At 68.7% G+C, this 14,881-nt stretch carries 13 protein-coding genes and 2 pseudogenes; 11 read left to right on the top strand and 4 right to left on the bottom strand.

All coding sequences use genetic code 11. From position 1 onward, the window contains the following. The 3 genes and pseudogenes from ABTZ17_RS32170 to ABTZ17_RS32160 form a co-directional block, all read left to right on the top strand. A pseudogene (locus ABTZ17_RS32170) lies at window positions 1–177 on the top strand (2-oxoacid:ferredoxin oxidoreductase subunit beta); the annotation flags it as partial. A gap of 77 nt (window positions 178–254) precedes the next feature. Continuing rightward, window positions 255–1,073 carry a sensor histidine kinase gene (locus ABTZ17_RS32165; RefSeq protein ID WP_352199320.1) on the top strand — a complete coding sequence of 273 codons (819 nt, stop codon included), beginning with the start codon at window positions 255–257 and terminating at the stop codon, window positions 1,071–1,073. 903 nt (window positions 1,074–1,976) lie between these two features. Next, window positions 1,977–2,690, top strand: a pseudogene (locus ABTZ17_RS32160) (TetR/AcrR family transcriptional regulator); the annotation flags it as partial. Window positions 2,691–2,842: 152 nt separating this feature from the next. On the opposite strand, the gene ABTZ17_RS32155 reads toward ABTZ17_RS32160, so the two are convergent. Next, entirely contained in the window at window positions 2,843–3,601 is a 759-nt protein-coding gene (locus ABTZ17_RS32155; RefSeq protein WP_352199319.1) for a helix-turn-helix domain-containing protein, read from the bottom strand. A 252-nt stretch (window positions 3,602–3,853) separates the two neighbouring features. Here ABTZ17_RS32155 and ABTZ17_RS32150 point away from each other — a divergent pair, with 252 nt between their 5' ends. Next, complete coding sequence (locus ABTZ17_RS32150) at window positions 3,854–4,519, top strand: DUF4097 family beta strand repeat-containing protein (protein ID WP_352199318.1); 666 nt, start codon at window positions 3,854–3,856, stop codon at window positions 4,517–4,519. 100 nt (window positions 4,520–4,619) lie between these two features. After that, window positions 4,620–5,438: an alpha/beta fold hydrolase gene (locus ABTZ17_RS32145; protein ID WP_352199317.1), complete on the top strand. Its 819-nt coding sequence runs from the start codon at window positions 4,620–4,622 to the stop codon at window positions 5,436–5,438. A gap of 50 nt (window positions 5,439–5,488) precedes the next feature. Here the strand turns inward: ABTZ17_RS32145 and ABTZ17_RS32140 are convergent, their stop codons facing one another. Then, window positions 5,489–5,836, bottom strand: coding sequence for a VOC family protein (locus ABTZ17_RS32140; RefSeq protein ID WP_352199316.1), 348 nt, complete (start codon window positions 5,834–5,836; stop codon window positions 5,489–5,491). Window positions 5,837–6,025: 189 nt separating this feature from the next. On the opposite strand from ABTZ17_RS32140, the gene ABTZ17_RS32135 reads away from it, so the two are divergent. Next, entirely contained in the window at window positions 6,026–6,418 is a 393-nt protein-coding gene (locus ABTZ17_RS32135; protein WP_352199315.1) for an ACT domain-containing protein, read from the top strand. 601 nt (window positions 6,419–7,019) lie between these two features. On the opposite strand, the gene ABTZ17_RS32130 is transcribed toward ABTZ17_RS32135, so the two are convergent. Next, a complete protein-coding gene (locus ABTZ17_RS32130) occupies window positions 7,020–7,184 on the bottom strand; it encodes a hypothetical protein (protein WP_352199314.1) in 165 nt (54 codons plus the stop codon). 335 nt (window positions 7,185–7,519) lie between these two features. Between ABTZ17_RS32130 and ABTZ17_RS32125 the strand changes: the two genes are divergently transcribed. Then, on the top strand, window positions 7,520–7,762 hold the full coding sequence (locus tag ABTZ17_RS32125) for a hypothetical protein (RefSeq protein WP_352199313.1): 243 nt from the start codon (window positions 7,520–7,522) through the stop codon (window positions 7,760–7,762). A gap of 9 nt (window positions 7,763–7,771) precedes the next feature. Further along, the gene (locus ABTZ17_RS32120; RefSeq protein WP_352199312.1) at window positions 7,772–8,716 is read left to right on the top strand and encodes a hypothetical protein; all 945 of its coding nucleotides are present in this window, start codon (window positions 7,772–7,774) and stop codon (window positions 8,714–8,716) included. A 165-nt stretch (window positions 8,717–8,881) separates the two neighbouring features. On the opposite strand, the gene ABTZ17_RS32115 is transcribed toward ABTZ17_RS32120, so the two are convergent. After that, complete coding sequence (locus ABTZ17_RS32115) at window positions 8,882–9,034, bottom strand: hypothetical protein (protein ID WP_352199311.1); 153 nt, start codon at window positions 9,032–9,034, stop codon at window positions 8,882–8,884. Between the two features lie 158 nt (window positions 9,035–9,192). Between ABTZ17_RS32115 and ABTZ17_RS32110 the strand changes: the two genes are divergently transcribed. From ABTZ17_RS32110 to ABTZ17_RS32095, 3 genes are all read left to right on the top strand, one after another. Then, window positions 9,193–10,671, top strand: coding sequence for a coiled-coil domain-containing protein (locus tag ABTZ17_RS32110; protein ID WP_352199310.1), 1,479 nt, complete (start codon window positions 9,193–9,195; stop codon window positions 10,669–10,671). Window positions 10,672–12,213: 1,542 nt separating this feature from the next. Next, window positions 12,214–12,861 carry a hypothetical protein gene (locus ABTZ17_RS32100; RefSeq protein WP_352199309.1) on the top strand — a complete coding sequence of 216 codons (648 nt, stop codon included), beginning with the start codon at window positions 12,214–12,216 and terminating at the stop codon, window positions 12,859–12,861. 1,567 nt (window positions 12,862–14,428) lie between these two features. After that, on the top strand, window positions 14,429–14,767 hold the full coding sequence (locus tag ABTZ17_RS32095) for an immunity 53 family protein (protein ID WP_352199308.1): 339 nt from the start codon (window positions 14,429–14,431) through the stop codon (window positions 14,765–14,767). The last annotated feature ends 114 nt before the right edge of the window (window positions 14,768–14,881 follow it).

Genomic DNA, 14,881 nt, shown 5'->3' with positions numbered 1-14,881 from the left:
CGCCTCGCCGACCCCGACACCCTCCACCACACCCCCATCGGCGTCTTCCGCGACACCACCCGCCCCGTCTACGACACCCAAATGGCCGACCAACTGGACGAGGCGGTGCAACTCAAGGGCAAGGGAGACCTCTTCGGACTCCTCGGCGCGGGAGATACCTGGACCGTAACCCATTGAAAACCGCACAGCCGGTTTGCTAGCCTCCTTCTCCGGGCTGAACCCCTGCCGAGTACCAGGTACTGAGGAGGAGACAGGTGAGCGTCGCTGCTGCCCCCGCACACCGGCACGACACCGGCGGCGCCGGAATGGCGTGGCTGGAGGCCGCCGTCGGTGACGGCTTCGCGGAGAACCTGCAGAACGGCCTCAACCGCTCCCGCTACGCCCGCAGTTGGCTGAGCGATCGCCCCTCGATCGCCGCCGCGTCCCCCACCCCCTCGGACGCGGCGGCGGAGGGCGACCCCATCTGGCAGGAGCGCCGCCGCATCGCCTGCGAGGTCCACGACGAACTGGGCACCGCCCTGGCCGCAGCCGCCCGCCGCATCGAGCTCCACGCCATCGAGACGGAGGAGACCTCCCACCTCGACGCGGCCCGCCACGCCATCCAGCAGGCCCTGGCCGTCACCCGACGCCTCACCAGCCGCCTCCAGGAACAGACCGTCCTCCCGCCCCTGGCCGACGTCCTCCAGGAGTTCGCCACGAACTCCGCCGAAGCCGCGGCCAACGCTCCCCAGATCGTCTTCAAGTGCACGGGCGACGAACGCCTCCTCTCCGACGTCTGCCGCCGCGAACTCTTCCTCGCCGTCCGCGAAGCCCTCGACAACGCCTTCCGCCACGCCGAGGCCGCCCGCGTCACCGTCTCCCTGCGCTTCACCCGTCGCTGGGTCCACGCCGGCATCACCGACGACGGTGTCGGTTTCGACACCGCCGCCCTCCTCGCCCCCGGCTACCGCACCCCGGGCCTCCGCTCGATGACCGACCGCATCGACTCCCTGGGCGGCCGCCTCGCCATCACCAGCACCCCCGGCACCGGCACCCAGATAGACGTCCACCTCCCCCTCCGCCCCACCCCCTGACCACCCACCCGGTCATCCCCCACCCCCACCCACCCGCGGCCCCACACCGCGCCACTCAGACCACCCCACCCGCTGCGCCGGGACCCCCAACCCGACCCGCAGCCAGGCTCCGCTCGGGGCCCGAGGCCCCCACCCCGGCCCCCGAGCGGAGCCACCACTCCACCCCCCACCCAGACGCCCGGCCGGACCACCCGCACCACCAGCACCAACCGCCACAGTTCGGCCGGATCCCCACCCCCGGTCCCGGGCCCGCCCGGGACCGAGCGAACCCCCCACTTCCGTGCCCGTACGCCATCCCCTTCATCGGGTACGGAACCGAGGCCGGTGCCCACCAGGGCACCGGCCTCATCGCTTCCTCCACCCGCCGGGGTCCACACCCGCCGGGGTCCACACCCACCGGGGGAGTCCCACCCACGGACACCACCCCAGGTCAGGTCACTTCACCCCAGCGCCCACACCCACCCCACCGGCCACGACAACCCCGCCGCCCCCAGCCTCCCCGCAACCGTCCGAACCCTCCGAACCGTCCGCGACCCCAAGGCCCTCCGCGACCTCAAAGTCCCCCACGCCCAGGCCCTCCGAACCCTCCGGGCCCCCAAGGTCCCTCACGGCCCCCGAGCTCTCCTCGTCTCGGAACACTGTTCCTTCTCTGCGAACGCTGCATGCATAACGGAACAGTGTGCGCGGTACCCCGACCCTGTACGCTAACTGCGCACGCCGTACGCGCCGAGGAAGGGGAGTCTCATGACCAGGCCCGAACCCCCGCCCCCCACCCGAGCCGCGCACCCACCCCGGCTCGCCCTGGGCGCCCCGACCGCGGCAGCGGCAACGCCAACAAGGGCGGCGCCAACAAGGGCGGCAACGCCAACGACGACCAGGCCGTCCGCCGCGCCCCCCACCCCACCGGTCCCCTCGGTCTGGACCCGCCGCCGCCGCGAACCCGACCAACCCGCCCTCAACCGTGCGGCCATCGTCCACGAAGCGGTCGCCATGCTCGACGCCGAGGGCATCGAGGCCCTGAGCATGCGCAAGCTCGCCGCCCGCCTGAACGCGGGCGCGACCTCCCTCTACCGCCACGTCGCCACCAAAGACGAGCTCATGGAACTCGCCGTGGACGAGGTCGTCGCGGAGATGACCGTCCCCACCGCGGAACACGCCGCCGCCGACTGGCGCGCCGCTGCCACCGAGGCCGCCACCACCTTCCGGGCCACGGCCCTCCGCCACCCCTGGCTCGCCGCGGTCCTCGGCCAAGCCGGCCTCGCCTACCTCGGCCCGAACCTCATGCGCTACTCCGAGGGCCTCGCCACCCTCTTCACCGCGGCCGGCTTCCCCGACCCCTCCCGCGCCATCGACGTCCTGCTCTCCTACACCATCGGCATGTCCACCACCGAAGCCGCCTGGCTCACCACCGTGGCCCGCTCCGGCTCCACCGAAGCCGAATTCATCGCCCGCTTCCTCCCGGCCGCCGCCGAAGCCGCCGCCGACCACGAACACCTGTCGGCCGCCTACACCGACCCCACCACCGGCCAGGACCCCGCCGCCGCCCGCGACACCAAGTTCACCGCCTGCCTGTCCATCGTCCTGGACGGCCTGGCCCTCCACCGCCCCCACACCTGACAGCCCCCACACCCACCCACCGGACACCACCCACCGAAGGCGACGACGCACCGGAGACGACGACGCACGAAGGGGCCGCCCGCACCCGCGAACGGCCCCTCACCCACCCCACCCCACCCCACCCCGCCACTCAACCCGGCAGCCGCGCGCCCTCAGGAATCGACCCCCGCGGCACCCCCCGACCCCTCGCCCGAAGCCCCACCGGGCCGCGTCTGCAAAATCGCCCGCCCCTGCTCCGCCGCCCGCACGATGCTCTCGCTCACGAAATCCACGAACCGCGCGATGTTCTCCAACCGCACGGCGGCCGGCGTGTCCCGCCCCATGACCCCCGCCCCCTGACGCGCGATCAACACCACCTGAGCCGAGGACCGGGCACTCGCCATCATCGACTGGTACCAGACGTCATCGTCGACGATGTACCGCTCCCGCCGCCGCTCGTCCCGCTCCCGCCGCACCAGCCCTTGTTCCTCCAGGTACGCCACGGCCTTCGACACGGACGCCGGACTCACCTGGAGCCGCTGCACCAACTCCGCCGACGTCAGGCTCCCCGCATCGGTGATGGTCAGACAGGACAACACCCGCGCCATCATCTTCGGCACGCCCGACCCCATCAGCACGGTCGTGAACAACTCCTCGTACTCCCGCACGGCCTCGGCGTCCCGCCCGTCCACCTGCGGCGCCGCCACCGCCTTCCGCGCCACGACCCGCTTCCCGCGGTGCGCCCGACGCTCCGTCGCCCGGTGCGCCAGATCCGCCCGATAGGCCGTGGGCCCACCGTTGCGCATCACCTCACGCGTCACCGTCGACGTCGGCCGATCCAACCGCCGCCCGATCTCCGCGTACGCGAGACCATCGGCCAGCCCGACCGCGATCTGCTGTCGCTCCTGCTGGGTGAGCCTGCCTCCCGGCACTGTGTCCTCCTCGATTCCCGAACACCCCCAGCATAGCCTTCACCCCCAATCCATTGCAACGCGGCACCTTCACAACGTTGCGTTACCCTCCACCCCATTGCAAGACTTAAACCCATCTCACCAGCGTAAACAACAATCTGACGCAACACCACACTTGCTCGATCCGTCAACGCAACGTAGCTTTCCTGATGTCGAAACAACACGGAGCGGCCGCGAACCCAACAAGGCCACCCCCGACAACAGGAGTCCGACATGCAGCAGTTCGCCACCCCCACCCCCATCGCCGTCGTCCTCGACGTCCCCGCCGCACTCATCCGCCTCACCGCCACGGACCGCCCCGACACCACCGTCGACATCCGCCCCGCCGACACCACCAAGACCCGCGACGCCCAGGCCGCCCAGCGCATCGACACCACCTACACCGACGGCGTCCTCCACATCACCGCCGCACCGCACAAGAACCTCCTCGGCTCCGCCGGCACCGCCGAGATCACCCTCCAGCTCCCCACCGGATCCCACCTCGCCGCCACCACCGCGACGACCGACCTCCGCACCACCGGCCACCTCGGCGAAGTCACCCTCGACAGCGCCCACGGCACCCTCCACCTCCACGCCACCACCGGCGCCCGCATCACCCTCCAGGCCGGCGACATCACCCTCACCCACCTCACCGGCCCCGCCGAACTCATCACCCAGAAGGGCGACATCACCGTCACCGAAGCCCACCAGGGCACCGTCACCCTCCGCACCGAGTACGGCCACATCACGATCGGAACCGCCCGCGGCACCTCCGCCTCCCTGGACGCCGGCACCGCCCACGGCCGCATCCACAACGCCCTCACCAACACCGCCCCCACCCCCACCCTCACCCTCCACGCCACCACCACCCACGGCGACATCAAGGCCCACACGAACTGACCACGCGTCCCCACCCCCACGCCCGCACGACGAAGGACCCACCGTGCCCACCCCGCAACGCCCCACCACCACACCCGCTTCACCCACCCAGGAGCCCCCCATGCCCACCCACACCACGCAGCCGACCACCCAGCCCACCACCCAGCCGACCACCCCCTGGACCGGAACGCTCAACGTGGAGGACACCGAACTGGCCGTCACCGACACCGGCGGCCCCGGCCACCCGGTCATCTACCTCAACGGCTGCTACGCCGACCAGTCCCACTGGCGCCGCGTCATCAAAGCCCTGGGACCCGACTACCGTCACATCACCTTCGACGCCCGCGCCCGCGGCAAGTCCGGCCGCTCAGCCGACTACTCCTTCGAAGCCTGCCTCCGCGACCTCGACGCCGTCCTCGACGCCCGCGGCGTGGACCGTGCCACCCTCGTCGGCTGGTCCTACGGCGCCGCCATCGCCCTCAACTGGGCCGCGCGCAACCCCCACCGCACCACCGCCGTGATCCCCGTCGACGGCGCCCTCCCGCACTCCTGGCTCGACGACGCCGCCCGCCAACAGATCCGCACCCTGTTCCGCCGCCTCGGCCCGATCTTCCCGATCGCCCGCACCCTCGGCATGGCGGCCAAGATGTCCGCCGCACAGCACGCGGAAATCAACATCGAGGCCAACGAACTCTGCGCCCCGGAAGTCCTGAACCCGGTCCTCGACAGCGTGACGGCCCCCGTCCACTACATCCTGGCCACCGGCGGCAACCTGGGCGGCAAGCCCGAACTCATGGAGCAGATCCGCGCCAACCTCACCCCGGTCTGCGCCCGCAACCCCCACATCCGCATCAGCGCCAAGGTGAAGAGCAACCACTCCAAAATCCTCCGCAAGGACTTCACGGCAGTAGCCCAAGCCGTCCGCGACACCACCCCCTGACCCCGCCCCGCCCGCCCACCCTGGGCCCACTCACCCCTCCCCGGCAGCTGTCACAGATGCCCCAACACATTCACCACCCGCCCCCCGGGATCACGAACGAAGAACCGCCGCACCCCCCACGCCTCATCCCGCAACGGGTACACGATCTCGGCTCCGGCCTCCCGCACGACGGCATACACCGCGTCCACGTCGTCCACCTCGACACTCACATCAGGAGTGACGGGCGCCGTCCGGTCCTCCTGCATCACGCTGATCTGCGCCGCCGGCTGCGAAGGCGAACCCAACGTCATGATCCACCCGTGGTTCATCACCTCCTCGAACCCCAACAGCCCGTAGAACTCCCGACTCCCCTCCGGATCCCCGGACCGGAAATTGGGAACGACCCGCCGCACACCCATCGCGCCTCCCAAGCCATCCACCCGACGGGACCACCACAACACACCTCCACCCGGCGCACCCACACGCGGCCTGGCCCGGCAACGAACCCACGAGCCCCGCACCCCGTACGGTGACGAACAACGATCATCCCGCACACCCCCGCACACCCCCGCTCACCCCCGAGCGGCCGCGCCACCCCGGGAGAACCCATGTCGGGAGAGAAGGACCTCCGCACCCTGCTCACCTCGATGAGCCCCCACCTCAACGACGGCGAGTACGTCTTCACGACGGCACCGGCCGGCGAGGTTCCAGCCGGCACCCGCCCCGTCGCCACCATGTGGGAGCAGGAAGGCCTCACGCTCGTCCTACCCCGCGCGGACGCCGACCGAGAGGGCCTGCCCTACGACTACGTGGCCGCGTGGATCACCCTGGAAGTGCACTCGGCCCTGGACGCCGTCGGCCTCACCGCCGCCTTCGCCACCGCCCTGGCCTCAGCCGGCCTCAGCTGCAACGTCATCGCCGGCTTCCACCACGACCACCTCTTCGTCCCCCACACCGAAGCCCCCCGCGCCCTCCAGGTCCTCACGTCCCTGACCCACTGACCGCCCGCCCCCTCAAACCACAGCCCCGCACTGGGCTGCTGAAGCCGCATCCGGACGGTCGGGTTTGACGGACTGTCGCCACGACCTTGTGGATGAGGTGCGGCGGTCCTGAGAGGGGTCTCGCACGCCCGGGAGCGGGCACGGAAATGCGGGACCGACTTGCTGTCGGTGCGCGTTTCACCGTGGCGGCAGCGGCTGGGACGTGAAACGTCCCGCCACCCGTTCGGCCCATGCTCGTGGGAGCGGGCGGCGGCCTGGTGAGCAGGGAGTTTCCCCTCCTCCGGCCGCCTTCGCCCGCTACGGTGTCGCAAAGCTCGGGGTGCGGCCCGAGGGGCCGCACCGAGGGCCGGACTCGCTGCAACGAGACCCGGCCTGTTCCCCTGTTGTGTCGAGTGGCAACGGCCCGGGGAGACCGATCCGCCCTAGACGGGCGGACGCAGTTGGCCACGTCCAGGGCATGCCTGACCTGCGGGCATGCGGACATGGCGTGAGAAGGCAACCCGGTGAGGCACCGTTCCGCGCCTGGTCGGGGATGTCCTCCCGGGGTGGCGAGCACGGGTTCCGCGCCTGCCTGGTGAGCACCCGGATTCGTCTCTCGTGGTCATTCGAGAGACGGGTGGCGCTGCCTGCGCCACGGAGGTTCGGAGGTACGCCCGGGGATCCTGGGGCGGCTCGACGCGATGGGGTCGGCCTCCGGCAGCACGAGCTGGAGCAGCCCGAGGTGGAAGGCGAGGGACGGCGGCAGCTCCGACCACGTGATTGGCATGCACCCATCCCCCTTCGCGAGGCCCGCCTGATTCGGGCTACGAGTCGCAGCCTGAGGGTTCCATCCTGCCGGGACAAGGGCAGTCGTCCGCCGCACCCGGGACAAGTGGCCGAAACGGACACCGAAGGCCGCGGCGACTGCCCGCGCTGACCTGCGCGTTCGGCACTGACGTTATTTCAACTTCCAGTGGGACAGCCTGAAACGACACCGCCGGCGCGTATAGACGGGCACAGAGTGGTCCTGAACGCTGAGGGGTGGTCCAAGACCTTCGGTCCTGCAAGGCCGTCGGTCAGCTGATGGACCTGTCGAGTGGCAACGATCCTCAGGAGTGACAGTTGAAGAAGAAGCCCACGCGCGCGGCTGCGTGTGTGGAGGCTCCGACGAAGGGCACCGGACCCCTGGTCCCGGTGCCCGCCACGATCATCGTGGTCATCGTCATCCTCCTCACCGCCGCGCTCACCGTGTACGGGATGCCGGTCGAGACCGTCGTCACCGTCCTCGCCGTCGGCGGCCTCATCGGCATCGAGCTGATACGCCGACTGGTCGACACCCTCTCCACCCGCCGCCCGGTCTCCTAGGAGACCGGGATGGGGCGCGCACCGAGCGCCCTGGCTGAGCACGCCGCCCGGGATCTGGCGCAGTGGCTGCTGTCACTGCGCCAGGCCTCGGGCCTCTCTGTCAGCCAGGTGGCGATCCGAACTGAGCGGATGGGGATGTCCATCTCTCGCAGCACCCTGTACCGGGCCGAGCTCGTCCGTGTCGTCGGCAAGCAGCCCAGCATCCCCGCGTGGCCCGTCGTCGAGGCGTACACCAAGGCCTGCGGCGGCAACATCACCGAGGCGAAGCGGCTGTGGACCAAGGCCGTCTCCGTCCCGACCCCCGGCAAGACCAACCCGTCCCAGCCCCGGCGCTCGGTCAAGGCTCTCCAGTACATCTCCGAGCCCGTCGACCTCCTCCACGCCATGCAGGCCCTGCGCCTGCGGGCCGGGAACCCCTCGCTGCGCGAGCTGGAGAACCGTTCCAAGCGCTTCACCGTCGCCGTGCTGCCGCGCAGCACCCTCAGCGCGGTCCTGAGCGGGTCCCGGCCCTGCCGCCGGGTCTTCCTCGCGGACTTCGTCCGGGCCTGCGGGGTCACCGACGAGACGGAAGTCCGGCGCTGGCTCCAGGCGTGGGACCGCATCGAGGCCAACCGCACCGGCGCCTTCGAGCACGACGTCCACCATCGGCTCACCGCACTGGAGGAGGACCTCCACCACACCAAGACCACCCTCGCCACCGTCCTCACCCTCCCCGAACCCCGCGACGAGCCCGATCCGGAGCCGGAGCTCCTGTCCCCCCGCTCCGCGGCGGCCGAGCAACCACGCACCACCGAGCCGGTCACCGCGAAGGCCGCCGAGCAGGTCACCGAGAAGACCGAGAAGGTCGTCAAGCCGGCCCCCGTCGCCCGGCTCCGAGTCAAGACGCCGCGCCCCCGCCGACCCGGCGGCGGGTGGTTCTCCGGTCTGGTCAAGGGCATCTCCGGGGCCTTCTGAGGCCACGTGACCGACCTCGGGCGCGACAGCGGCCGGTACCACCGGGTACCGGCCGCCACCGTTTCCACTGGCCGGCCCCACCCGCTTCGGGACCGAGGCGGGTGAGGGAGCTGCGCGTTCATCACCCTCTCCGGCCTCCGCCGGACCGGGTGGTCACCGGACCGTCTATGGCCGGCCGTGGTGGTTTCCGGCATTCCGGTTGCGGAGTGCGCTCCGGATCTTCTTGGCTATGAATCCGCCCCCGGCGATGAGGAGTGCGGCGGCCGCGTTTCCGAGGACGTCGTGGCCGAGGAAGGCGTACAGCATCGACAGTTCCATGATCTTCTCCCCGTTGGGTTGTTCCGATGGAGCCGTGGGGGGATGGTGCCGCCGATTGCCTGTGCAAGAGGGCGGTGTGGGGTGTTGTGCCTGGTCAGTTGGGTGCGGGGTGTGGTCACCGGCTGGTCATGGCTGGACAAGCGGAGGGGGAGGACGCGATGGCGCCCAAGCGCAAGGTCGATGGTGAGACCGCGGGGGGCCGACTGGCCCTCTTCCTGGTCGACCTGACGGACGGTCTGTCGGTGCACAAGCTCGCTGAGATGTTCGAGCCCAGCAGTTCCAGTTGGGGGAACTACCTCAACGGCTCCCAGCTCATCCCGAAGGAACACCTCGGCCCACTCCTGGAGTCCTTCACGAAGCCGGGGCCGGTACGCCAGGCCAAGGTGCTGCGGGCGTGGGAGCTGTGGAAGGAGGCCGACACCGAGCGACGGGGAGCTCACGGCACGGCCCTCGTCCGGCAGCATCAGCGGCGTGATGACGCGCTGCAGCAGGTGATCGAGCTCAAGGGCAAGGTCGCGAAGGCGCAGAGCCAGATCGATCAGCTGAACATCATGCACGCCTACACCAAGAGCCGGCTGGAGAACGCCGAGCTTCAGCTGAAACTCGGCAACGAGCGCGAGCGGGGCCGCATGGAGCGGCAGATGGGGCAGGCCAGGGAGCGCCTGGGCCGGGTACGTGTCCAACAGGAACGCGCCCGCCACCGCAGGATGACCGCGGAGGAGCTGGAGCAGTACTGGCTGGCCGAAGCCCTGCTCGCGGACGAGGAGATCCGCCGCTTGGAGGAGGAGGCGCGGGACCTGGTGGTCATCCCGCCCCAGACCGTCGCACTCGTCAGCCGTGAGGCCCCGGACGACAGCGTGTTCGACGACGAGCTGGAGCGCATCGCCGCCGAAGGCCTCGAAGACGACGCACTCCTCGAAGAGGAACGCCTGCGCGCCGCTCCCGCGGAGGAAGACGAATCCGACGCCCACCTCGTCGTCCAAGCCGTCCAAGTCGTCCAGGACGGTGTCCAACCCTTGTCCAACATCGCGTTGGACAAGCCCCCCACCAGCACCGATACCGAACGCCGGACCGCGCTGACCTTGGTGGCACGAACCCTCGACGCCGCCGGCCCGGCCCGCCTGGCCACAGCTCTCCACGCGGCCGGCCCCGCCCGCCTCGCACCGGCCCAACGCGCTGGCACCCCCCCGAAGTCCAGTACCACCCGGCCGAGGCAGGAGCTGACGTGGTTGGGGCTTTTTCAGCGCTTGGGGCTTGTTGCCGTCGCGTCGAAAACCACCTCTGGCTCCACTACCGCTGTCGTCCGGGAGCCGGCTTCGGAAACTCTGTCCTTCTGGGCAAAAGGCAGCTACAAACCCTTGGCCTTCGTGCTGGGTCTGGCGCTTCTGTCCGTGGTCGGGCTCTGGTACTTCACTGGCCAAGCTCACGCTGCTCAGGGCAGCGATGTCAGCGACCGGATAGGCGCCGCCTTCACAACGACGCTGCTGTGCCTCGTACCCCTCTACTGGGCTTTCAGGCTCATGGCGGTGCCGAAGCTTCCCGCACGCATCCTGGCCTTTGTTTGGCACCTGGCTTGGATACTTTTGATGCTTTTCAACCTCTTTCCGTGGCCCGCTGCGCAATCCCTCACCGAGTAGCCCGGAGGCTGCAGGGGCCGGATGTGCTGACTCGGTGCCAGACGCCGCGTCTTTTGCTGCCGGCCGAAGACCCAGAACCCGTCCTGTGGGCCCCTCCGGCGCTGCGGGTCTCGCGGGACCAGCGGTTCGCGGGTGCTGGTTCCGGGTGGCAGCATGCGGGCCTCCGGCCTGTCGTGGCCGGGGCCGACCTCCGAAGGAGTGGGCGATGTCCACCATCAGCACGACGCCCGTCCGAGACGGTGACGGGCCCGGTCCGGACTGCGGGGTCGACTGCCCGGACTGCCGAGCCGCGGCACCGGACCTCGACGCCGCCCACCGCCGCGGAGCCGAGGCGTACACCCGTTACCGGGACCCGGCCGGTCACCCCTACGCCGTGGGAAAGCGGACCCTGCACCGCACGGAGTGCTCCCACGTTCGGGTGATCACCGACTACGCCCCCACCCCGACCCGACCGAGCGCGGGATGGCCCCTCCGCCAGGACCCGTCGCCGATGCCCCGGCCGGTGCTCCCCGGACAGCCAGTCCGCCCAGATGGTCTGTGGGTAGGCCGCGGGGCTGACTTTGTGGAGCCGGCCCGCGACGGTCGGGAGCCCGGCGGCGAAGGCCTCGGCCTCCTTCACCACGTGGTGGAACACCAGGGTCCTGCGGCTGCAGGGTCGCGAGGCGGGCCCCGCGGACGGCGTCCGAGCGGCTTTCCGCGCTGCGCGGCCTGAAGCTGCGTGTCGTTGATGTCGACGCAGACGACCTGGTAGGGGGTACAGCTGCCGCCGTCGATGGCTTCGGAGAGGGTCAGGGTGTAGCAGCGGGCTCCGAAGGGGCCGTCGGGTCGTCGTCCATCGACGCCACCAGCTCACCCGGCGCCCCGTGGTCGGGTGTCCTTGTTCAACTGCCACAGGCGGGGTGTGGCGGTCATGTAGAGGCGCCGCAGGGACGGGATCCGCAGGTTGGTCGTGGACGACCGCGCACGGCTTTCCCAGCAGGCCGGACGTCCGGTGTGCTTCGTCGACCACGATCATGTCCCACCCCAGGAGCCCGGCCCGGTGGGCGCGTTCCAGGGTGCCCAGGCCGAGGGAGGCGTAGGTGGCGAACACGGTGACCTTGTCGAAGGCCCGTACCCAGGCGACCAGCTCGGCCACATCCGTGGTGTTCGGGAATGACACGTCCTCCCACCCCCACAGGGAGGACACCCCCACCATCGGGCCCGTTCGGCCGCCCTCACGCCACGCGTCCTTGGTCCGGGTGAGCAGGTTCAGCGAAGGCACGAGCACCAGTAGACGGCCCGCCCGGAGCTCCTCCGCGCTGCGGGCCGTCTTCCTGGAACCGGCGGCATGATCGCCCGAGTCCGCAGACTCTGTTCGGGGGCGAGCGGGTATCGGCTTGAATTATTTACCAAATGGCGGGTATCAAACTTTTTGGACGGGTGTTCCTCAAATGTTGCTCAGGCATTCAGGCAACGCTTCTGGAGTGATCGAACACGGTCTACCTTCGGAGGGTGCAGCTGCTCCCGTAAGGCGGAGCAGTCTCCAAAGGGGTGGGATTTTCAATGTTCGTGAAGAAGGCTTGGTTCTTTTCGCCGTTGGCTGCTGCGGCTCTTGTCGCCGGAGTCTGTGGTTCTGCGGTCGCTGTTCCTGCGGAAAGTGTTGAGGATGCGCCAAGCTACGCCCAGGGCCCCACGTCGGTCGAGCAGCTTTCCGATGAACCGTTGGCAGCTCTTCCGGAGGTGAATGAAGATCCGGAAACGCCAGTGGTTCCGCGTTGTGACAACCCTTACAAGGAGTGGACTGACATCACGTCCAAGACGCCTTACTTCGTCAAGTCCATGATGCCGGGTACTTCCTTTAAGGATGGTCCGGGGGGCACAATGACGGTCTCCGTCACGAAGGCTGGCATCGTCCGGGGTTCGATCACGGTGGGTGGCGAGGCCGAATTCAGTGGGCTCGTGGTGAAGGCCAAGGCGAAGGTCGATGTGGCGATCGGGGCCGAGTTTGCCTACACGGTGGGGCACACCTACACGCACGGCGTGAGCCGTGGCAAGTACGGGCACCTGCAGTACGGCGCCAGCGGATACAAGATGGGCTGGGCGAAGTACAAGACCAGTGCCGATCGGTGTAGCAAGGTCAAGATCAAGGGCGGTACCGTGACCCTCCCCACGCGTGAGCTGGGGTGGACTTGGTGGGAGACCAATTCGTGAAAAGTGGAAGAGTCTTCGCGTTGCTGGCGGTATGTGTGGGGTTCGCTGTAGCCCTCAGTGGTTGCACCGAGAGTACTGGAGCATCCGGCTCACCGACAAAACCGAAGGCCTCTCCAGCGCCGAACGAGTCAGCTGATTCCGGTGAGTCCGTACAGCTGGAAAATGCTGCGCGAGTAGCCTTGGGTGTGTCTGAGGTTCCGACCGATGACCCGCTGTTTGTGGCCATGGGATTTGAACGAACGTCAGACGGTGTTTCGGCAGTGAACCCCCTGAGTGCTGGGGATTCCTATAACTTGCAGATTGTCTGTATCGAAGGCAGGGGAAGTGCGAAGATCTCGGTAACCGGGATCCCCGATTTTTCCATTCCCTGTAACGGGGGTGCAGCAGTCAAGCGCATTCCCAAGGCCCCTTCCTCTCTCGCTTTGGTTGTAAAAAGCGTGGACGGTGAGCGGGGGAGCGACGGGATGATCGGTTGGCGACTCACTCGCCTTCCGTGATTGATGCAAGATCTGGGCGAGGGTAGGTGCCATTTCAGGCGCTTACCCTCGCACTATTTCGTGAGAAGGTATTAACTCAATACGGAACGGAACTGCGGCGCGCCGGCCGGACATGATCCCACCCCCGCCCTGTGACCGCTACGGACCTGGCGACCCGCCGACGCCGGGTGGTGACCACAGGCCCGCTCCCTCCGCTCCGAGCAGGGAAACACACGAACGCTCGCGGTACGAGCGTTGATATGACGCCCCACCTGCACCGCATGCCGAATTGAGCAGTGTCCAGGCGGTGCCGGAGAGTTCATCGGAACCGCCGAGCTTCCATAGCCTGAGTCGCGGCTGGCCACATGCCCCCATCTCGACGGATTCCACGCAGAGGCTCCGGCCGCACGTCCCGCACCCGCCCACGGCCCGGCCCCGTCTTGGGAGCCGGCCTGCCGGAAGTTCGCGGTAGCCGGCTCTGGCTATCTATATAGATACTTGAAGTCTTGAGGCGGTGGTACGGTGTTCTTCGGTATCCCACACACCACATCACTTTGATGCACTTTCCGTCCCGCCCCCGGAGCGAAGCAGAGGGAAAGTCAAGCCCTTCGAAGCGCAGTGCAGAAGGGCCAGGGGAGCGCAGTGACCCCCGTTTCCAGTCCGCAGCGCAGCGGAGGACCCCGGCCCATAGGGCCGGCCACAGGCTTGTGCAGAGGGCTTCGCCTTTCTAGCCGCGCAGCGGGCTAGGAATCCTCTTAAGTCACCGAAGCTCAGCGAAGGCACTTCACTTTTTTAGGCGCGGAGCGCCTAGAAAACACTCTTAAAGCTCGGAGCGCAGCGGAGAGCGCAGCTCTCCTACGCGCGCAGCGCGTAGGGACCCGCTTAAAACTCGGAGCGCAGCGGAGAGTTTTGCTCTCCTAGCCGCGCAGCGGCTAGTGCTGTGACCGCATAGGTTCACCGGGTTGCTCGTTGTGCTGGTCGGAAGCGATGTCGCTTCCGACCAGCAGGGGAGGCGGGATGGCACCACCGGTCCGACCGCAGCCTGACACTCCGACCCCAAACCTTCCGAACCCAGGCTTAGCATCCCTGCCATGAGCGATTCCGAACATGTCGTGGGCTGGCTGCAGGACTGGTACATGGCGCAGTGCGACGGTGACTGGGAGCACGAGTGGGGCGTGAAGATCGACACGCTTGACAACCCAGGCTGGACAGTCCGCATAGATCTAGAGGAAACGGACCTCGAAGAGCACGAATACCCGCGTCAGGATGTCGAACGCACCACGCACGACTGGGTCTCGGCGTGGACATCCGACAAGGTTTTCCACGCTGCTTGCGGCCCCGGCAACCTCACCGAGGCCCTCACGATGTTCCGCTTTTGGGCGACCGAGAAGACCTCCGTGCAGTACAGCGGGAGACCCTCAACCCGGTGAACCTTCCCGGTCAGAGCACTAGGGACCCGCTTAAAACTCGGAGCGCAGCGGAGAGCTCCGCTCTCCTACGCGCGCAGCGCGTAGGGACCCGCTTAAAACTCGGAGCGCAGCGGA

It is taken from the genome of Streptomyces sp. NPDC097619, assembly GCF_040302735.1.
In the GTDB taxonomy this organism is placed as follows: Bacteria; Actinomycetota; Actinomycetes; order Streptomycetales; family Streptomycetaceae; genus Streptomyces.
Note: the sequence above shows the minus strand (reverse complement) of the source record. Positions and strands in the feature narration are given on the sequence as shown.